We start from the raw sequence: 18,597 nt of genomic DNA on the forward strand, positions 1-18,597 counted from the left end.
CCGACGCCTGGATCGAGCACGTCCCGCAGCCGCCCGCCGAGCAGCCCCCGGCCGGCACCGACCAGCCGTACGGCGACGGCCAGGGCGGCTACGACACCGGCGTGTACGACACCGCCGTCCTGACGCCGGTCCAGGGCATCCCCGCCCAGACCACCGACGACCAGGTGTACTACCCGCCCCAGGGCTACCCCGAGCAGCCGTACCAGGGCACCCCCGCCCACGGGACCTACGTGCCCGGCGGCTACCCGCAGCAGAACGGCTACGACGCCGGGTACGACGCCCCGGTCTACGAACCCACCCCCGCGCACGGCACGCCGCTGCCCGGGGCCGCCTTCGACGGCACGCCCCCGCACGGCACGCCGTACGTCGCCACGCCCCCGCACGGCGCTCCGGCCGGCGGCACCGCCCCGGCCGGCGTCCCGTACGGCGCCACCCCCGCCCACGGCATCCGGCTCCCCGAGGACGACCACGCATCATGACGTCGCCTACCGACATCGGCGCAGCACTCCAGCAGGACGGCGGCGAGGGCGGCGCACCGGAGCCGTTCGGCCTGGGCAGCTCACCGCTGCGCAGCGACGCGCTGCCCAAGGCGCTCGGCATCTACCCGTACGCGGCCGACCTGTGGGCCGAGGGGCTGCTCTGGGGCGCGGTGCTGCGCTCGCCGCACCCGCACGCCCGGATCAGGGGCATCGACACCGCGGCCGCGCTCGCGCTGCCCGGCGTGCACGCCGTGGTCACCGCCGCCGACCTGCCGCCCGGCCCGGACGGAACCCCGGACGGCGCCCCGGCCGGGCCGATCGTCGCCGACCGGCCGGTGCTGGCCGCGGGCGTGGTGCGCCACCACGGCGAGCCGATCGCCGCGGTGGCCGCCGACCACCCGGACACCGCCCGGCTGGCGGTCGGTCTGATCGCGGTCGACTACGAGCCGCTGGAGGCCGTCACCGACCCCGAGCAGGCCTTCACCGCCCCGTCGCTGCACCCGGACGGCAACCTGTTCCGCCACCTGCCGCTGCGCACCGGGGACCCGGACGCGGCCGGCGAGATCATCATCGAGGGCCTCTACCAGGTCGGCCGTCAGGACCCGGCCCCGCTCGGGGCCGAGGCCGGGCTGGCCGTGCCGCGCCCGGACGGCGGCGTCGAACTGCACCTGTCCTCCACCGACCCGCACGGCGACCGCGACCGCACCGCCGCCTGCCTCGGCCTGGAGCCCGACCGGGTCCGGCTGGTGGTCACCGGCGTGCCCGGGGCCACCACCGACCGCGAGGACCTCTCCTTCCAGGTCACCCTGGCGCTGCTGGCGCTGCGCACCGGCCGCCCGGTGAAGATGACCCTCACCCGCGAGGAGTCCTTCCACACCCACCCCTCGCGCCACCCCGCGCTGCTGCGCTACCGCCACCACGCCGACGCCGAGGGCACCCTGGTGAAGGTCGAGGCGCAGATCCTGCTGGACGGCGGCGCGTACGCGGACGTCTCCGCCGAGGCGCTGGCCGCCGCCACCGCGTTCTCGGTCGGCCCGTACGTCTGCCCGAACGTCTTCGTGGACGCCTGGGCGGTGCGCACCAACAACCCGCCGGCCGGGCGGATGCGCGGCGAGGGCGCGTTGCAGGCCTGCTTCGCCTACGAGTCGCAGCTGGACCAGCTGGCCGCCCGGATCGGCGTGGACCCGGTGGAGATCCGCCGCCGCAACGCGATGGCCACCGGCGACCCGATGCCCACCGGACAGGCCGTCACCTGCCCGGCGCCGGTCGGCGCGCTGCTGGAGGCCGTCGCGGCCGAGCCGCTGCCGGCCCTGCCGGTGGACGACCCGGACGCCGAGTGGCTGCTGCCGGGCGGGCCCGGTGGGGCCGGCGACCCGGCGGCGGTGCGGCGCGGGATCGGCTACGCCGTCGGCATGGTGCACATGCTCGGCGCCGAGGGCGAGGACGAGGTCTCCACCGCCACCGTGCGGGTCAGCGGCGACCACGCCACGGTGATCTGCGCGGCCGTCGACTCCGGACAGGGCTTCGCCACGCTGGCCCGGCAGATCGTGCAGACCGTGCTGGGCGTCAGCGAGGTGTACATCGCGCCGGCCGACAGCGACCAGTCCATCGCCGGTCCCTCCGCCCGTGGCCGGCACACCTGGGTCTCCGGCGGCGCCGTCGAGCGCGCCGCGCTGATGGTCCGCCACCAGCTGCTCCAGCCGATCGCCGCCAACTTCGGGATGTCGGTGGAACTGCTGCAGATCGCCGACGGCAAGATCACCTCGTACGACGGGGTGCTCGGCATGCCGGTCGCCGAGGCGCTGGAGGGCAAGGAGCTCTGGGCGACGGCCCAGTGCCGCCCGCACCCCACCGAGCCGCTGGACGAGTCCGGGCAGGGCGACGCCTTCGTGTCGATCGCGTTCTGCGCGATGCGCGCGGTGGTGGACGTGGACATCGAGCTGGGCGCCGTCCGGGTGGTCGAGATGACGGTCGCCCAGGACGTCGGCCGGGCGCTGAACCCGCGGCAGATCGAGGACCGGATCGAGGCGGGCGTGGCCCAGGGCGTCGGCCTGGCGCTGCTGGAGGACCTGCGCACCGAGGGCGGCGTGCTGCTGAACCCCTCGCTCACCGGCTACCGGCTGCCCACCGCGCTGGACACCCCGCAGGTGCGCATCGCCGCCCTGCTGGAGGAGCGGGACGTGGTCGCCACCTTCGGGGCCAAGGCGGTCAGCGCCGCCCCCGCGGTGGTCGCCCCGGCGGCCGTGGCCGCCGCCGTCCGGGCGGCCACCGGCCTGCCGGTCGGCCGGCTGCCGATCCGGCCGGAGGACGCGGTCGCGGTCTGACGGGCGGGGGCGGCGGCTTCGGCCGACCGCCCCGGAAATACCGGAAACAGGAATTGCCGGTCGACGGAATGTCGACCGGCAATTCCATTTCCGGCGAGGCCATGACGGGAATCGAACCCGTGTACACCGCTTTGCAGACGGTTCCCTAAGCCACTCGGGCACACGGCCAGTGAATTCATAGTGGCGGAATGCGCGGGGGGCCGTCAACGGCGGAATGTAAATTCTGTATGGCGGCTTGTGCTACGGTCGGAACCAGGTGGTCGGTTGCCCGGCCGCCCCGGACGAGCGCGTCGTACCCGGTGACGACAAGACGGCGCAGTTCAGCGGCAATCCGGCCGCTGTGGACTGCGGAGGTAGGCCGTCATGGCATGGCTCGTTCTGATCATCTCGGGTGTCCTGGAGACCGTGTGGGCGGTGGCCCTGGAGTCGTCCAAGGGCTTTTCCCGGCTCACCCCCAGCCTCGTCTTCGGTGTGGCCCTGCTGCTGAGCATGGGCGGGCTGGCGTACGCGATGCGCACCATTCCGATCGGCACCGGCTACGCGGTCTGGGTCGGCATCGGTGCGGTCGGCACCGCGCTCTACGGCATGGCCGTCCTGGGGGACGCGGTGACGGCGGCCCGGATCGGCTGCCTGCTGCTCATCGTCTCCGGCGTGGTCGGCCTGAAGGTGCTCCACTGACCGCCGCCTGAGCTTCGCCCGCCCTTCCCCCGACCCCGGTCCTAGGCCCAGCGACCTAGCTGGTCACCGACTCGGGTCAGGGGTCATGAAGGCAGACGGCCCTTACGATGTTACGTATGACCACTGCCTCCCCCACCTCGGTCGACTCCGCCTCGATACCCTCCGAACTCGACCCAGGTGGCGGGGTCCTCAGCGGCCGCTACCGCGCTCTGACGCTGGGGATCGTGTCGGTGGTCCTGGTGATCGCCTTCGAGGCGACCGCCGTCAACACCGCGATGCCGACGGCGGCCCGCCAGCTGAACGGCATCGGGCTGTACGCCTTCGCCTTCTCCGGCTACTTCACCACCACGCTGTTCGCGCTGGTGGTCTCCGGGCAGTGGTGCGACCGGCGCGGGCCGATGCAGCCGCTGTTCACCGGCATCGCGGTGTTCGGTGTGGGCCTGGTGGTGGCCGGGACGGCGCCGGGCATGTGGGTGTTCGTGGCCGGGCGGGCGATCCAGGGCCTGGGCGGCGGGCTGGTGATCGTCGCGCTGTACGTGGTGGTCGGCCGGGCCTACCCGGAGCGGCTGCGGCCGGCGGTGTTCGCGGCCTTCTCCTCGGCCTGGGTGCTGCCCTCGATCATCGGGCCGCTGGTCTCCGGCGCGATCACCCAGCACCTCGGCTGGCGCTGGGTGTTCCTGGCCGTGCCGGTGCTGATCCTGCTGCCGCTGGCCGTGATGGGCCCCGCGCTGACCCGCTCCGAGCGGGAGCACCCGGTGGCCAGGGGCTCGGACTTCGACCGCCGGCGCACCCTGCTGGCCGCGATGGCGGCGCTCGGTGCCGGCCTGCTGCAGTACGCGGGCGGGCGGCACGACCTGATCGGGCTGCTCCCCGGGATCGTCGGGGCGGCGCTGCTGGTGCCGGCCGTCCTGGGGCTGTTGCCCGAGCGGACCCTGCGGGCAGGGCGGGGGCTGCCGGCGGTGATCCTGCTGCGCGGACTGGCGGCCGGGGCGTTCCTCGGGGCCGAGGCCTTCGTCCCGCTGATGATGACCACCGAGCGCGGCCTCTCGCCGACGATGTCGGGGCTCACCCTGACCAGCGGCGGGCTCACCTGGGCGCTGGGCTCCTGGCTGCAGGGGCGGCCGGGAGCCGAGCGCTACCGCGAGGCGATGATCCGGGGCGGGTTCGTGCTGACCGCGGTGGCGATCGCGGGCGCCGCGCTGGTGCTGGTCCCGGCGGTGCCGGCCTGGGTGGCGGCGGTGGCCTGGGGCGTCGGCGGCATCGGGATGGGACTGACGGTCGCGAGCGTCAGCGTGCTGATGATGAAGCTCTCCGCGCCGGAGGACGCCGGGGTGAACTCGGCGGCCCTGCAGATGAGCGACGCGCTGGGCAACGTCCTGCTGACGGGCCTGGCGGGGGTGATGTTCGCGGTGCTGGGCGGCGGCTCGCTCGCCGCCGCCCACGAGGGCGCCGGGGCCACAGCCTCGCCCGGGGCCGCCGGCTCGCCCGGGGCCTTCGCGGTGATCCTGCTGGCCATGGCCGGCGTGGCGCTGCTGGGGGCGCTGCTCGCCGGCCGGGTCCGGGCCAGGTCCTGAGGGTCAGCCGGCAGCGGCGGCGGAGGGCACCGGCGGTGCCCCGGGGGTGCCGAGGAAGGCCTCCCAGCCGCCGGTCGGCGCCTGACCCGGGGCGAGGCCCTGGAGCTTGCGCAGCACCGCCGGGTCCTGGGCGTCCAGCCAGTCCACCAGTTGGCGGAACGAGACCAGCCGGACCTCCGGCTTGTCCGCGATCGTCCGGAGCACGTCCTCGACGGCGTTCATGTAGATGCCGCCGTTCCACTCCTCGAAGTGGTTGCCGATGACGTACGGCGCCCGGTTGCCGTTGTAGGTGCGGTCGAATCCCAGCAGGTAGGAGTCGCGGGCCTGGGCCTGGAAGCCCGGGTAGAGCGCCGGGTCGGCCTTGGTGTTGGGGCCGCACTGGTTGTACATGATGTTGTAGTCCATCGACAGCACCTGGAAGGTGTGCCCGGGGAAGGGGATGGACTGCAGCGGGAGGTCCCAGAGCGCACCGCCCTGGATCTTCTGCGGCCACACCTGGGTGCCGTTGCCGCTGCTGTCGTAGCGCCAGCCGCGCTTGACCGCGGTGGGCAGCAGGTTGCGCTGGCCCTCCAGGCAGGGGGTGCGGCTGCCGATCAGCTCCCTGCGGTAGTCGAAGGGCAGGGCCGGCAGGTCGGTGAAGCCGGTGTTGGTGCGCCAGTTCGTCACGAAGTCCATGGCCTGCTGGATCTCGCTGTCCCACTCCTCCGGGGACCACTTGCCGACGCCGGTGGCGCCGCAGAAGTGGCCGTTGAAGTGGGTGCCGATCTCGTGGCCCTCCAGCCAGGCCGCGTGCACGTTCTCCAGGGTGTCGTGGATGTGCTGGTCGGTGAGGTAGCCGATCTCGGAGGCGCCGACCTTGTGCTGCGGGGGGCGGTAGAGGTCCTTCTTGGACTCGGGCAGCAGGTAGAGGCCGCTGAGGAAGAAGGTCATCGAGGCGTTGTGCTCCTGCGCCAGCCGGCGGAAGCGGGCGAACAGTCCGTTGTCGAGTTCGCCGGCGCCGTCCCAGGAGAAGACCACGAACTGCGGCGGCCGTTCGCCGGCCTTGAGCCGCTCGGGGGTGGGCTGGTGGGGCTGGGCCCCGGTGTCGGAGGTGGAGCCGTCGCCGATCAGGACGGCCTGCTGCTCGGTGGCGTCGGTGGGGTCCGAACTCTGGTCGACGGCCGCGCCGGTGGGGGGAACGGCCGAACCGATCATCGGCTTGTCGGCGCTGTTGCTTCCGCAGCCGGTCGCCAGGGTGGCGGCGGAGGCCGCACCGGCGGCCAGCAGGGTGCGGCGGGAGAGAGCGGCCATGGTCACTCCGTTCATGAGGCGTTCGGCAGGCGTACAGGCGTGCGGAAATCCGGTCGGACAAGTGGGGTGATAGAACCCGTGACCGGGTCAGCATGGCAGCTGGGCTCGATCGGTCGGCCAGGCGCCACTGGCGGTCGTCATCGATCGCCCGATTGACGCAACCGGACCGACCCCCCGCGCCGTCGAAGCTCGTACCGAGGCGTTCCGGTGGCGCCTTCCCCTGGGAAACGGCCGTCGCGTTCCGTCACCGGATGCCCACTGGGCGCACGGATTCGGGCGGTTGCCCTGCCGATCGGGGGGTGTCATTACGCCCATCGTGTGGACGTGCTTTAAGGTCCGATCCGATTGAATTGTTTCCCAGGAAACTCCCAGGATCGGGAATCCGTCGGTAGAGGGGAGCGCCCGTGGGCGTCCAGCAGAGCAGGAGCCCGTGGCCGGGCACCCTGGCGGCCGGTGCCGCGCTGGTGCTCGGCGCCTGGCTGCTGCACGACGGCGGGCAGGGCGCGCTGCCGCCCGCCCCCGGCAGCACGCAGACGCTGTCCGGCTTCGCCCCGGTCTCCGTCGTCCCGCCGCTGGGCCCCTCCGACCCCATCCGCATCCGCATCCCGGCCGTCCGGCTGGACGCCCCGGTCACCGCGCTCGGGCTCGACCCCGACGGCCACCTCCAGGCCCCGCCCGAGGCGGACCGCAACCTGGCGGGCTGGTACCGCGGCGGAGCCAGCCCCGGGCAGCGCGGCACCGCCATCCTGGCCGGGCACGTCGACAACAAGGCCGGCCCGGCCGTCTTCTACAACCTGGGGGCGCTCCGGCGCGGAGACCGGATCGAGATCGCCCGCGCGGACGGCGCCGTCGCCGTCTACCAGCTGTACGCCATCGAAGTGCACGACCGAAAGGACTTCCCGGACGACCGGGTCTACCGCCAGGCCGCCGACGCTCAGCTGCGGGTCATCACCTGCGGCGGCGCGTACAGCGCCGAGCACGGCTACGAGGGCAACGTCGTCGCCTACGGCTTCCTGGCCGACACCACCCGGCCGGGCAAAGCCGCATGACCACGCTGACCCTCGCCACCCGTTGGAACCCGATCGACTGGCCGCTCACCCACGGCCCGATCCCGTACGCCGTGCTCGCCGCGGGCTGGGGGTCGCTGGTCCTGCTCGCGTTCTCCCGCCACGAACGCTGGCGGGCCCCGCGCCTCTTCGGCGCCCTGATGCTGGCCGGAACGCTCACCGCCCTGGTGAAGCTCGGCGTCGACGGCTGGTGGCACCCCTTCCCGGAGGGCACACCGGACTTCGTCCTGCGCTGGATAGCCGTCGCGCTGTTCGCGATATCCCTGGTCTGCTTCCGCGCGCCGCTGCTCGCCGTCCGCCGCCGGCTGCTGGCGACCGGCGCCGCCGTCCTGGTGCTGCTGATGGCCGCCTCGCAGGTCAACCGGGGCTTCGACCAGTACCCGACCGCCCGGGCCATGCTGGTGCCCGGGGTCCAGGCGCTCACCACGGGCAAGGTGGCCAGCACCGTCGCCGCCACGCCCGGCAAGCCCGTCGAGGAGCTCTGGCACGCGCCGCCCGGCCTGCCCGCGAAGGGCACCCTCTCCACCGTGACCATCCCCGGCACCAAGTCCGGCTTCACGGCCCGCGACGGGTACGTCTACCTGCCGCCCGCCTACCAGGCCAATCCCCGGCCGCTGCTGCCCGTCGTGGTGCTGCTGCCCGGCCAGCCCGGCGCCCCGGTGGACTGGATCACCTCCGGGGCCATCCAGGAGACCCTGGACGCCTTCGCCGCCGACCACCAGGGCCTCGCCCCGATCGTGGTGGTCGCCGACCCCACCGGCAGCCCGTTCACCAACACGCTCTGCATGGACTCCCGGATCGCCAAGGCGCACACCTACCTGGCCACCGACGTCCCGGACTGGATCCACCACAACCTGCAGACCGCCACCGGCCGGGGCGCCTTCGCCATCGGCGGGCTCTCGCTCGGCGGCACCTGCTCGCTCCAGCTGGCCGTCAACGCGCCCGGGGTCTACGGCACCTTCCTGGACATCTCCGGCCAGGACGAGCCGACCCTGGGCGACCGCGGCGAGACCGTCGACAAGGCCTTCGGCGGCGACGAGGCCGCGTTCGACGCCGTCGACCCGGTGCACGTCATGGCCCGGCAGAAGTTCCCCGACACCGCAGGCATGTTCGTGGTCGGCGCCAACGACCCGGACTTCCGACCCATGCAGGAGAAGGCCTATGCGGCGGCACAGGCGGCCGGAATGAAGGTCGGCTACCAGACCATCCCCGGCTGGCACAGCTGGGTGGTGTTCCGCCAGGCCTTCGAACAGAACCTGGCCTGGCTCTCCCAGCAGACCGGGCTGATCCGGTGATCCGGCTCCCCGCGGCCCCCGCGCCGGCCAAGGAGCAGGAGTGGCCGTCGGACCGCGCGCCGGTCGCCGGGACGCCGGAGCCGCGCCCGCAGCGGGCCTGGCGGGCGACCCGGACGTTCGGCGTGTGGCTGCGCTCGGCGCCGCTCACCCTGGTGCTGCTGGCCGGGCTCTGGGCGCTCGGCGCGGCCACCGGCAGCCTGGCCCACGGGCCGTCCGAGCGACTGCTCGACCGGGTCGGGGCCGGCGTGCCCACGCTCGCCGAGGGCCACTGGTGGACGCCGTTCACCTCGCTGTTCTGGTGCTCCGGCCTGGGCTCGTACGTGTTCACCAGCCTGCTGCTGGTCCTGGTCGGCCCGGCCGCCGAGCACCGGCTCGGGTGGCTGCGCACGCTCGCGGTGCTGGTCGGCGGGCAGCTGGCGGGCACCCTGCTCGGCACCGGGCTGATCGCGGTCGGCTCCCGGGTCGGCGAGCAGTGGACCGTCTCGGTGGCCGACCAGACCTCGGTCGGCCCCGGCGTCGGCCTGTTCGCGCTGGCCGGGGTGCTCGGCTACCGGCTCACCGTGCTCTGGCGCCGCCGGCTGCACCTGCTGGTGCTGCTCGCCCCGCTGGTCATGACGCTGTACGTGGGCCACCTGCAGAGCGTCCAGCGGTGCGCCGCCGCGCTCGTCGGGCTGGGCGCCGGCGCGCTGCTCGCCCGGGGCGGGCTGCACCTGCGCACCCACCGCTCCTCGCACTCCGAGACCCGGGTGCTGGTGGCGCTCTGCCTGGTCGCCGCCGCCCTCGGCCCGCTGATCGCCTCGCTGTACGACAACGCCAGCGGGCCGTTCAACACCTTCTCCGAGCTGTACTTCTCGCACCGGCTCAGCCCGGAGGAGGTGGCCGACTTCTGCGCGCTGTCGGCGCACGACTGCGCCCGCGCGCACGCCGTCGAGCGGATCTTCGACACCCCGGGCCGGCTGATGGCCGCGCTGTTCCCGGCGCTGCTGCTGGTCCTGGCCGAGGGGCTGCGCCGGGGGCTGCGGCTCGCCTGGCGGATCACCGTCGCCACCGAGCTGCTCTGGGCGGCGTTGCTGGGCTGGCTGTACCTCGACTCCGGCCCGGTCAGCGGCGACGTGGTCCAGTACTTCGTCGAGGCGCTGCTGCTGCCGCTGCTCACCCTCGGCCTGCTGCTGGCCACCCGGCAGCGCTTCCGGCTGCGGCTGGCCGGCCGGGCGGTGCTGCGGCTGGGCGCGCTGCTCGGCGGCGCCGCCCTGGCGGCCTCGGTCGCGTACGTGGGGCTCGGGCGCCTCGCGGCCGACCAGTTCGAGCCGGGGGCGAACATCCGCCGGCTGCTGCACGGGCTGCCCGCGCAGTTCCTGCCGCCCGCCTACAACGACCTGCTGCCGGACTACCCGATCGCGGTCGGCCCGGTGGCGCTGTTCCTGGAGACGTACTGCGGGCTGGCCTTCTGGGTGGTCGCGCTGACCGCGTTGCTGCTGGCCTTCCGCCGGCCGGTGCTGCACACCGACGCGGAGGCGGCCGCCCGGGCCAGGGCGCTGCTCACCGCGTACGGCGGCGGGACGCTGTCCTTCATCACCACCTGGGACGGCAACCACTACTGGTTCGACGAGGAGGGCCGGGCGGCCGTCGCCTACCGGGTGCACAACACGGTGGCGCTGACCACCGGCGACCCGTTCGGCGCGCCGGAGGCCCGGGCCCGGGCGGTGGCCGGGTTCGCCCGGTTCTGCGACCAGCGCGGCTGGACCCCGTGCTTCTACAGCGTCTCCCCGCAGACCCGGGAGGCCGCCGCGCAGCTCGGCTGGCGCTCGGTGCAGGTCGCCGAGGACACCGTGGTGGCGCTGCCCGAGCTGGCCTTCACCGGCCGCAAGTGGCAGGACATCCGGACCGCGCTGAACAAGGCCGGCAAGCAGGGCATCACCGCCGAGTGGTGGTCCCACCACGAGGCGCCGCGCGCGCTGCGGGACCAGATCCGGGCGATCTCCGAGGAGTGGGTCTCCGAGAAGGGCCTGCCCGAGATGGGCTTCACGCTCGGCGGACTGGAGGAGCTGGACGACCCGGACGTGCGGGTGCTGATCGCGGTGGACGAGCAGCGTGTCGTGCACGGGCTGACCAGCTGGATGCCGGTGTACGAGAACGGCGTGCCGGTCGGCTGGACACTGGACTTCATGCGCCGGCGCTCGGACGGCTTCCGCGGCGTCAACGAGTTCCTGATCGCCTCGGCCGCGCTGGGCTTCAAGGAGGAGGGCGCGCGCTTCCTGTCGCTGTCCGGCGCGCCGCTGGCCCGCTCCGGGCAGGACGAGGAGCCCTCCGGCCTGCAGCGGATGCTGGACTGGATGGGACGGGTGCTGGAGCCGGTGTACGGCTTCCGCTCGCTGCTCGCGTTCAAGGCGAAGTTCCAGCCGGAGTACCGGCCGATGTACATGGCCTACCCCGACCCCGCCGCGCTGCCGAGCATCACCAGGGCGATCGGCAAGGCGTACCTGCCGCACCTGACGCCGGCGCAGGGCGTCCGGCTGATGCGCAGGCTGTCGGGCTGAGGCGCCCTGGGCCCCGGACCCGGGTGACGGCCGGAAGCGCGCTGACGCCCCCGGACGCCGGCCCCGCGCGCCGCTCAGCCGAGCAGCTCGGCGAGCGCGCGGTCGGCGTCCAGGTGCAGGTGCTCCTCGCCCTCGGGGACGAGCAGCCGGCTGCGCCACAGGAAGCGGCGCAGGTCGGTGGTGTCGAACTGGAGCAGCGCGGTGCCCTCCGGCGCCCGCAGCTCGACCATGGTGCGCCGGCCGACCGCGGGCCGGACGTGGACGTCGCCGACGCCGGCCGGCAGCTCCAGGCCGGCCGAGAGCAGCTGGCGGGCGAAGACCCAGACGATGTCGTCGGCGCCGTCCGAGCCCGCGCCGCCGTCCGCCGGTTCGTCCAGCGAGAACTCGGCGGGGAAGGCCATCCGGACGGCGAGCGGGTCCTCCGGCAGGTAGCTCAGGAGCACCCGCAGCCGGACGGAGCGGTGGAGCGAGAGGATCAGACGGGCCTGGACGGTCTCTTCGGCGGCGGTGTGCACGGCGAGTCCCTTCGGGTCGGTGTGAGGCCGGTCGACAAGGGGGAGGGTTGGGGCGGCCTCACCCTGGTGAGAGTCCCGGGACCGGCCGTGATTACTCGGTTTCGGAATCGATCGGATGTGATCCGGGTCACGTCGATTTCCGGCCGCCCGGGCCCGGCGCGGAGCCTCGCCTGGCCGCCCCGACGGCGCCGGGCCGGTACGCTGGGCGGGTTGTCCGATCGCCGCCCTTCCGCGGGGCGGGGCTGAGAAACCGCCCCTGACCTGCGATGATCCCCCCTCGGAGACCGTGAGTACTGCCGCCGCCTCCTCGATGCCGCTGTTCTCCGACGTGCCGGAGCCGCAGGCGCCCGCCCGGGGCGCCGGACCCGCCGCGTCCGCCGCCTCGCACCACCTCTCGCCGGCCTTCCCCGGCCGCGCCCCCTGGGGCACCGCGGGCAAGCTGCGGGCCTGGCAGCAGGGCGCGCTGGACAGGTACATCGAGACGCAGCCGCGCGACTTCCTCGCGGTCGCCACCCCGGGCGCCGGTAAGACCACCTTCGCGCTCACCCTGGCCTCGTACCTGCTGCACAACCACCTGGTGCAGCAGGTGACCGTCATCGCGCCGACCGAGCACCTGAAGAAGCAGTGGGCCGAGGCCGCCGCGCGGATAGGCATCCGGCTCGACCCGGCCTACTCCTCCGGCCCGCTCTCCCGGGACTACCACGGCATCGTGGTCACCTACGCGGGCGTCGGGGTCAACCCGATGCTGCACCGCAACCGGACCGAGGCGCGCAAGACCCTCGTGATCATGGACGAGATCCACCACGCCGGCGACTCCAAGTCCTGGGGCGAGGCCTGCTTCGAGGCCTTCGAGCCGGCCACCCGCCGGCTGGCGCTGACCGGGACGCCGTTCCGCTCCGACACCAACCCGATCCCGTTCGTCCAGTACGAGGCCGGCGGCGACGGCATCCGCAAGTCCGTCGCCGACTACACCTACGGCTACGGGCACGCGCTCGCCGACCACGTCGTCCGCCCGGTGATCTTCCTCAGCTACAGCGGCAACATGCGCTGGCGCACCAAGTCCGGTGACGAGCTGGAGGCCCGGCTCGGCGAGCCGATGACCAAGGACCTGATCGCCCAGGCCTGGCGCACCGCGCTGGCCCCGCAGGGCGAGTGGATCCCGTCCGTGTTGCAGGCCGCCGACCGGCGGCTGTCCGAGGTCCGCAAGGCGATCCCGGACGCCGGCGGGCTGGTCATCGCCACCGACCAGAACACCGCGCGCGCCTACGCCAAGATCCTGCGCGAGATCTCCGGCGAGAAGGCCACCGTGGTGCTCTCCGACGAGACCGAGGCCTCCCAGCGGATCTCCGACTACGCGGCCGGGGACTCGCGCTGGATGGTCGCGGTCCGGATGGTGTCCGAAGGCGTCGACGTGCCCCGGCTGTGCGTCGGGGTGTACGCCACCTCGATCTCCACCCCGCTGTTCTTCGCCCAGGCCGTCGGCCGCTTCGTGCGAGCCCGCAAGCGCGGCGAGACCGCCTCGGTGTTCCTGCCCACCATCCCGACGCTGCTCGGCTTCGCCAACGAGATGGAGGTCCAGCGCGACCACGTGCTGGACCGGCCGAAGAAGGAGGGCGAGGGCCTCTTCGACGAGGAGGACCGGCTGCTCGCCGAGGCCGAGCGGGCCAACGACGGGCCGGACGGCGCGGGCGGCGACGAGTTCTCCTACGAGGCGATCGGCTCCGACGCGGTCTTCGACCGGGTGCTGTACAACTCCATGGAGTTCGGCATGCAGGCCCACCCGGGGAGCGAGGAGGAGGACGACTACCTCGGCATCCCGGGCCTGCTGGAGCCGGACCAGGTGCAGATGCTGCTGCAGAAGCGCCAGCACCGGCAGATCCAGCGCAGCAAGGGCAAGCCCGCCGAGGAGGCCGACCTGCTGGAGCTGCCGGCCGAGCAGCGGCCGGTCGTCACCCACCAGGAACTCCGGGAGCTGCGCAAGGAGCTGAACGCGCTGGTGGCCGCCTGGCACCACCGCACCGACCAGCCGCACGGCACCGTCCACAACGAGCTGCGCCGCCAGTGCGGCGGCCCGCTGACCGCGCAGGCCACGGCCAACCAGCTGAAGGCGCGGATCGCCAAGATCCGCGAGTGGGCGAAGTAGCCGCGGCAGGCGGGCAGGCGGGCAGGCGGGCCGGGCAGGCGGGTTCGGGAACGGGCTCGGAAACGGGCTTGGAGTCAGCCGCGGAATCAGGCGCGGGAACGGCACGGCGCGCGGCCGCGGGCCGGCCGCTCCGTTCCCGCGTGTCCGGACTCCGGAGCGCGGCCGGACCCGCGCGCCGGCGGGCCCGGAGAAATGCGGGCATTTGTCCCGGTTCCGTCGCGCTGTTGAAGTCGATCACGCCCGAATTTTGGACAACCACTTCCGTCGCGACATTTCCTTCACTACCTTTCCCCCACGCTCTTCCACCGGGCAACCCCCACAGGACGGGCGCCGCAGGACCGCACGCACGTCAAGGACGACACCGCGAGCGGTCCGAGCGCGGCCACCCCACCTGCGCGCGACACCGAACCCGGTCCGGCGCCGCCTGCCCCGCGAGCGCCGCGGAAAGGATGCCCGTCGTGACTGCCGAGACCTCCCAGACCCTGGACCGTGGAGTCCGGGTCCTCAAACTCCTCGCCGACTCCGAGCGCGGGCTCACCGTCACCGAGCTGGCCGCCCGACTGGCCGTCAACCGCACCGTCGTCTACCGGCTGCTGGCCACCCTGGAACAGCACGGCCTGGTCCGCCGGGACATCGGCGGCCGCGCCCGGGTCGGCCTGGGCGTCCTGCGCCTGGCCCACCGGGTGCACCCGCTGCTGCGCGAGGCCGCGCTGCCGGCCCTGCGCAGCCTGGCCGAGGACCTCGGCGCCACCGCCCACCTCACCCTGGTGGACGGCAACGAGGCGCTGGCCGTCGCCGTGGTCGAGCCGAGCTGGACCGACTTCCACGTCGCCTACCGCACCGGGCTGCGCCACCCGCTCGGCGAGAGCGCGGCCGGCCGGGCCATCCTGGAGGCGCGCACCTTCCCCAGCCAGCGCCGGCCGGAGCAGGGTTTCGTCATCACCCGTGCGGAGGAGCAGTCCGGGGCCTGCGGCGCGGCCGCCGCGCTGATCGGACTGAGCGGCATCGAGGGCAGCGTCGGCGTGGTGATGCTGAACGGGCTGGTCCCCGAGCGGGTCGGCCCCCGGGTGGTGGAGGCGGCGACCGAGGTGGCCGACGCGCTGCGGTAGGCCGGCACGGGCCCCGGTGTGTTTGGATTCCCCTTGTGTCCGACACCAAGCTGCCCAAGGCCCTCACCTCCCCGCGGACCCGCGCGCTCACGCTCTGCGGGGTGCTGGTCGCCGCGCTGTTCGGCGTGGCCGCCTTCGTCCCGCTGCCGTACACGCTGACCTGGCCGGGCCTGACCGCGGACACCCTCGGCACGTACAAGGACAAGCCGGTCCTCACCGTGACCGGGGCGCCGCTGCGCACCACCGAGGGCGAGCTGCGGATGGTCACCATCTCGGCCACCAACCCGGGGGAGAAGACCACCTTCTGGCGCGCGCTCCAGGCCTGGTTCGACCAGGACGAGGCGGTGCGCCCGACCGACACGGTCTACCCGCCGGGCAACCCGGCCAAGGCCGAGGAGCAGACCGCCCAGCAGATGGCCGAGTCGCAGAACAGCGCCACCGCCGCCGCGCTCGGCTACCTCCACCTCTCGCCGGACCAGGTCAAGGTGAAGGTCGACCTGGGTGACGTCGGCGGCCCGAGCGCCGGGCAGATGCTGGCGCTGGGCATCATCGACAAGCTCGCCGGCGACGGCAAGGGCGGCGACCTCACCGGCGGGCTCACGATCGCGGGCACCGGCACCATCGACGACCAGGGCGTCGTCGGCGCGGTCGGCGGCGTCCCGCTCAAGACCCAGGCGGCCGCCCGGGACGGCGCGACGGTGTTCCTGCTGCCCAAGGACGAGTGCACGGACGCCAAGGTCAACACGCCCAAGACGCTGCGCCTGGTACCGGTCGGCACGCTCGGCGAGGCGGTCTCGGCGCTGGAGGCGCTGAAGAGCGGCGGCGGCGTCCCCAGCTGCTGACGGGGGCGGAGGCCTCTGCCGTCGCGCGGGCCCTACTCGGCAGCGGCCTGGTCCACCAGCGGCAGGATGCGGTACGGCACCGGGTTCTCCAGCGCGATCGCGGTCGCCGAGCGGACGATCCCGTCGAAGCCCACCACCCGGTCGATCACCCGTTGCAGATCGGCGTTGGAGCGGGCCACGATCCGCACCATCATGTCCCCGGCCCCGGTGATGGTGTGCAGTTCCAGCACCTCCGGCACGTTCGCCAGGTGCGTCCGGACGTCGGCGCCCTGGCCCTGGGAGATCTCCAGGGTGGCGAAGGCCGTCACCGGGTAGCCGAGCGCCGCCGGGTCGACCTCCGGGCCGAAGCCGCCGATCACCCCCTTGGCCTGCAACCGGTCCAGCCGGGCCTGCACGGTGCCCCGGGCGACCTGGAGCCGGCGCGAGCACTCCAGCACCCCGATCCGGGGCTCCTCGGCGAGCAGCCGGATCAGCCGGCCGTCCAGCGCGTCGATCGAGTCGTTCCCGCCGCCCGTCCCGGGGGCGGCCGAAGCGCCCGGCGGGGCGGGGGAGTTGGGCGAGCCGGGGGAGCTCGGGGACTGGGCGGGGGGCATCGCGGCTCCGTCCTCCGGTGGGCATTCTGTACAGCGGCGCCGCCGATTCTCCCGCCCCGACGCACAGCTTGACCAGGAGGAAACGGAACAGTTGCGCGCCGGTCGGCTCGGCGCCACCCTCCAGCCACAACGCCGTGCGCCGGGCCCCACACCGGCGCACGGTCGCACCCGCCGTGGTCCGCACGCCTACCGGGAGGGCCGTCATGACCGACACCGCCGCCGAACCCGTCCTGCTCGCCGCAGGAGCCGGACAGTCCGACCCCCTCCCGATGGGCCGCGCCGACGCGGTGGTCTTCGCGGTCGGCGACGCCGAGCGGGCCGCCCGCCGCTACACCGCCGCGCTCGGACTGCGCTGTACCGCGTACGCCGGGCCGGAGACCGGGGAGCCGGAGACGGTCTCGTACGTGCTGGACGCGCCCGGGACCAGGATCGTGCTCACCTCGCTGGTCCAGGTGATCGGCCCGCGCGGCCGGGAGCTGGCCGCGCACCTGGCCCGGCACGGGGACGGGGTGCTGGACCTCGCGGTGAGCGTGCCGGACGTCTTCTACGCCTACGACTACGCGGTGGACCGGGGCGCCCTGTCGCTGGCCGAGCCGTACGAGGCGCGGGACCGCTTCGGCACGGCGGTGCTCGCGACGATCGGGGTGCCGGGCGGGACCAGGCACACCCTGGTCGACCGGTCCGGCTACGCCGGGCCGTACCTGCCGGGGTACCTGCCGTTCGAGACCTGGTGAGGGGGGCTCAGCGGATGGCCGTCTCGACCACCGGCGGGTGGCCGTTCCAGTAGACGAAGACCGAGTTGGCCTGCTCGCCCTTGGTGAAGTCCACCCGCATCCACTGGTCGCCGTTCCACACCTGCATCTGCCAGCCGGGGTCGGGAGTGGCGGAGACCAGCGAGGCCTTGTCGGGGCGGATGTCCAGGGCGACCTTGCCGCCCGGCACCGGGTAGCTCTTCACGGAGGACACCGCCGTGGTGGTGGCGGGAGCGGGGCGGCGGGTGGCCGGCGAAGAGGCGGCGGCGAGGGTGGTGGCGGGGGCCGGCCCGCGCGTCGTCGTGGCGGCGGTCGGGGAGGCCGGTGGTGGGGTCGGGGTCCCGGTCTGGGTGGCCGACCGCGCCTGGTCGGGGGTGACGGTCGCGGTGTGCGGCGTGCCGTCGGCCCTCGGCGAGGGCAGCGGCAGGGCCGTGGGCTGCTCGAACGCGGCACCGGTCAGCACCGCGTGCACGCCGAGCCAGGACAGCGCCACCGCCGCCCCGGTGGCCGCCGCCCAGGCGCCGAGCTGTACCAGTCCGTTCCGCATCGTCCGCTCATCCTGCCGTATTCCGGGCCTGCGCAGCCGGGCAGCCCCGTTATTAGTCAGGGGAGTTGCACAATGTCCGGAGGCCACCCCGAGGTACAGACCACTGTCCGTCGATGGCGTACCGTGCAGGGCCATGGCAACAGTGCTCGTGGTCGAGGACGACCCTTTCGTACGCTCCGCCCTCATCCGGCACCTGACCGACACCGGTCATGCGGTCCGCAGCGTGGGCACGGCACTTGAGGCGCTGCGGGAGGTTGCCCAGGTCGGCTGTGACCTGGTGATCCTCGACCTGGGACTGCCGGACCTGGACGGCAGCGAGGCACTCAAGATGATCCGGGGCCTGACCAATGTGCCGGTGATCATCTCGACCGCCCGCGACGACGAGGCCGAGATCGTCCGGCTGCTCAACGACGGCGCCGACGACTATCTGGTGAAACCTTTCTCCGGGGAACACCTCAGCGCCCGGATGGCCGCCGTGCTGCGCCGGCTCGGCGGCGGCGCCGCCCCCGTCGCCCAGGTGCTGCGGGTCGGCGGCCTCGCCATCGACCTCCAGCGCCGCGAGGCCTCGCTGGACGGGCGGCTGCTCGACCTGACCCGCCGTGAGTTCGACCTGCTGGCCTTCCTGGCCGGACGCCCCGGCGTGGTGGTGCCGCGCAAGGAGATCCTGGCCGAGGTCTGGCAGCAGACCTACGGCGGCGACCAGACCATCGACGTCCACCTGTCCTGGCTGCGCCGCAAGCTCGGTGAGACCGCCTCCAGCCCCCGCTACCTGCACACCGTCCGGGGAGTCGGGGTCCGGCTGGAGGCCGCCGGGGGACTGGCGGAGCACCGGACATGAGGAGGTTCGGGCGC

General features: G+C 73.8%; 15 protein-coding genes, 1 tRNA gene and 1 riboswitch. Of the genes, 11 read left to right on the forward strand and 5 right to left on the reverse strand.

Features of this window, described 5'->3' with window-relative positions; all coding sequences use genetic code 11:
- Positions 1-475: 475 nt before the first annotated feature.
- Positions 476-2,803, forward strand: coding sequence for a xanthine dehydrogenase family protein molybdopterin-binding subunit (locus AB0P03_RS08430; RefSeq protein ID WP_079135849.1), 2,328 nt, complete (start codon positions 476-478; stop codon positions 2,801-2,803).
- A 96-nt stretch (positions 2,804-2,899) separates the two neighbouring features.
- Here AB0P03_RS08430 and AB0P03_RS08435 read toward each other — a convergent pair.
- Positions 2,900-2,971: transfer RNA gene (locus AB0P03_RS08435), tRNA-Cys, on the reverse strand.
- 85 nt (positions 2,972-3,056) lie between these two features.
- Positions 3,057-3,123: riboswitch (guanidine-III (ykkC-III) riboswitch) on the forward strand.
- Between the two features lie 43 nt (positions 3,124-3,166).
- On the opposite strand from AB0P03_RS08435, the gene AB0P03_RS08440 reads away from it, so the two are divergent.
- Together AB0P03_RS08440 and AB0P03_RS08445 are read left to right on the forward strand one after the other, a co-directional pair.
- Positions 3,167-3,481 carry an SMR family transporter gene (locus tag AB0P03_RS08440; protein ID WP_350881126.1) on the forward strand — a complete coding sequence of 105 codons (315 nt, stop codon included), beginning with the start codon at positions 3,167-3,169 and terminating at the stop codon, positions 3,479-3,481.
- A 116-nt stretch (positions 3,482-3,597) separates the two neighbouring features.
- Positions 3,598-5,055, forward strand: coding sequence for an MFS transporter (locus tag AB0P03_RS08445; protein ID WP_363587204.1), 1,458 nt, complete (start codon positions 3,598-3,600; stop codon positions 5,053-5,055).
- A gap of 3 nt (positions 5,056-5,058) precedes the next feature.
- On the opposite strand, the gene AB0P03_RS08450 is transcribed toward AB0P03_RS08445, so the two are convergent.
- Positions 5,059-6,345: a hypothetical protein gene (locus AB0P03_RS08450; RefSeq protein WP_363628100.1), complete on the reverse strand. Its 1,287-nt coding sequence runs from the start codon at positions 6,343-6,345 to the stop codon at positions 5,059-5,061.
- A gap of 404 nt (positions 6,346-6,749) precedes the next feature.
- Between AB0P03_RS08450 and AB0P03_RS08455 the strand changes: the two genes are divergently transcribed.
- Genes AB0P03_RS08455 through AB0P03_RS08465 form a run of 3 tightly spaced genes read left to right on the forward strand, consistent with a single transcriptional unit; the run spans position 6,750 to position 11,244 of the window.
- Entirely contained in the window at positions 6,750-7,394 is a 645-nt protein-coding gene (locus AB0P03_RS08455; RefSeq protein WP_363587202.1) for a class F sortase, read from the forward strand.
- Positions 7,391-8,707: an alpha/beta hydrolase-fold protein gene (locus AB0P03_RS08460; protein ID WP_363628101.1), complete on the forward strand. Its 1,317-nt coding sequence runs from the start codon at positions 7,391-7,393 to the stop codon at positions 8,705-8,707. The genes AB0P03_RS08455 and AB0P03_RS08460 overlap by 4 nt, the downstream gene beginning before the upstream one ends.
- Positions 8,704-11,244, forward strand: a complete 2,541-nt coding sequence (locus tag AB0P03_RS08465) for a phosphatidylglycerol lysyltransferase domain-containing protein (protein WP_363628102.1) — start codon at positions 8,704-8,706, stop codon at positions 11,242-11,244. The genes AB0P03_RS08460 and AB0P03_RS08465 overlap by 4 nt, the downstream gene beginning before the upstream one ends.
- Before the next feature lie 74 nt (positions 11,245-11,318).
- Here the strand turns inward: AB0P03_RS08465 and AB0P03_RS08470 are convergent, their stop codons facing one another.
- Positions 11,319-11,759: an SsgA family sporulation/cell division regulator gene (locus tag AB0P03_RS08470; protein ID WP_350881138.1), complete on the reverse strand. Its 441-nt coding sequence runs from the start codon at positions 11,757-11,759 to the stop codon at positions 11,319-11,321.
- Positions 11,760-12,069: 310 nt separating this feature from the next.
- Here AB0P03_RS08470 and AB0P03_RS08475 point away from each other — a divergent pair, with 310 nt between their 5' ends.
- The 3 genes from AB0P03_RS08475 (at position 12,070) to AB0P03_RS08485 (ending at position 15,853) form a co-directional block, all read left to right on the forward strand.
- On the forward strand, positions 12,070-13,902 hold the full coding sequence (locus AB0P03_RS08475) for a DEAD/DEAH box helicase (protein ID WP_363587210.1): 1,833 nt from the start codon (positions 12,070-12,072) through the stop codon (positions 13,900-13,902).
- A gap of 458 nt (positions 13,903-14,360) precedes the next feature.
- The gene (locus tag AB0P03_RS08480; protein WP_350881140.1) at positions 14,361-15,011 is read left to right on the forward strand and encodes a helix-turn-helix domain-containing protein; all 651 of its coding nucleotides are present in this window, start codon (positions 14,361-14,363) and stop codon (positions 15,009-15,011) included.
- Positions 15,012-15,046: 35 nt separating this feature from the next.
- The gene (locus AB0P03_RS08485; RefSeq protein WP_363620104.1) at positions 15,047-15,853 is read left to right on the forward strand and encodes a S16 family serine protease; all 807 of its coding nucleotides are present in this window, start codon (positions 15,047-15,049) and stop codon (positions 15,851-15,853) included.
- A 32-nt stretch (positions 15,854-15,885) separates the two neighbouring features.
- On the opposite strand, the gene AB0P03_RS08490 is transcribed toward AB0P03_RS08485, so the two are convergent.
- Positions 15,886-16,446: an Lrp/AsnC family transcriptional regulator gene (locus AB0P03_RS08490; RefSeq protein WP_350881144.1), complete on the reverse strand. Its 561-nt coding sequence runs from the start codon at positions 16,444-16,446 to the stop codon at positions 15,886-15,888.
- Between the two features lie 203 nt (positions 16,447-16,649).
- On the opposite strand from AB0P03_RS08490, the gene AB0P03_RS08495 reads away from it, so the two are divergent.
- Entirely contained in the window at positions 16,650-17,180 is a 531-nt protein-coding gene (locus AB0P03_RS08495) for a VOC family protein (RefSeq protein ID WP_363628103.1), read from the forward strand.
- 7 nt (positions 17,181-17,187) lie between these two features.
- Here AB0P03_RS08495 and AB0P03_RS08500 read toward each other — a convergent pair whose 3' ends face one another.
- Positions 17,188-17,745, reverse strand: coding sequence for a hypothetical protein (locus tag AB0P03_RS08500; protein WP_363628104.1), 558 nt, complete (start codon positions 17,743-17,745; stop codon positions 17,188-17,190).
- A gap of 133 nt (positions 17,746-17,878) precedes the next feature.
- On the opposite strand from AB0P03_RS08500, the gene AB0P03_RS08505 reads away from it, so the two are divergent.
- Positions 17,879-18,583, forward strand: a complete 705-nt coding sequence (locus tag AB0P03_RS08505; RefSeq protein ID WP_350881149.1) for a response regulator transcription factor — start codon at positions 17,879-17,881, stop codon at positions 18,581-18,583.
- The last annotated feature ends 14 nt before the right edge of the window (positions 18,584-18,597 follow it).

The organism is Kitasatospora sp. NPDC088779, assembly GCF_040685395.1.
GTDB lineage: Bacteria > Actinomycetota > Actinomycetes > Streptomycetales > Streptomycetaceae > Kitasatospora.

Coding starts and splice junctions, on each gene's coding strand:
- AB0P03_RS08430 (WP_079135849.1), top strand. CDS start 476: ATGACGTCGCCTACCGACATCGGCGCAGCACTCCAGCAGGACGGCGGC.
- AB0P03_RS08440 (WP_350881126.1), top strand. CDS start 3,167: ATGGCATGGCTCGTTCTGATCATCTCGGGTGTCCTGGAGACCGTGTGG.
- AB0P03_RS08445 (WP_363587204.1), top strand. CDS start 3,598: ATGACCACTGCCTCCCCCACCTCGGTCGACTCCGCCTCGATACCCTCC.
- AB0P03_RS08450 (WP_363628100.1), bottom strand. CDS start 6,345: ATGGCCGCTCTCTCCCGCCGCACCCTGCTGGCCGCCGGTGCGGCCTCC.
- AB0P03_RS08460 (WP_363628101.1), top strand. CDS start 7,391: ATGACCACGCTGACCCTCGCCACCCGTTGGAACCCGATCGACTGGCCG.
- AB0P03_RS08475 (WP_363587210.1), top strand. CDS start 12,070: ATGCCGCTGTTCTCCGACGTGCCGGAGCCGCAGGCGCCCGCCCGGGGC.
- AB0P03_RS08490 (WP_350881144.1), bottom strand. CDS start 16,446: ATGCCCCCCGCCCAGTCCCCGAGCTCCCCCGGCTCGCCCAACTCCCCC.
- AB0P03_RS08495 (WP_363628103.1), top strand. CDS start 16,650: ATGACCGACACCGCCGCCGAACCCGTCCTGCTCGCCGCAGGAGCCGGA.
- AB0P03_RS08500 (WP_363628104.1), bottom strand. CDS start 17,745: ATGCGGAACGGACTGGTACAGCTCGGCGCCTGGGCGGCGGCCACCGGG.
- AB0P03_RS08505 (WP_350881149.1), top strand. CDS start 17,879: ATGGCAACAGTGCTCGTGGTCGAGGACGACCCTTTCGTACGCTCCGCC.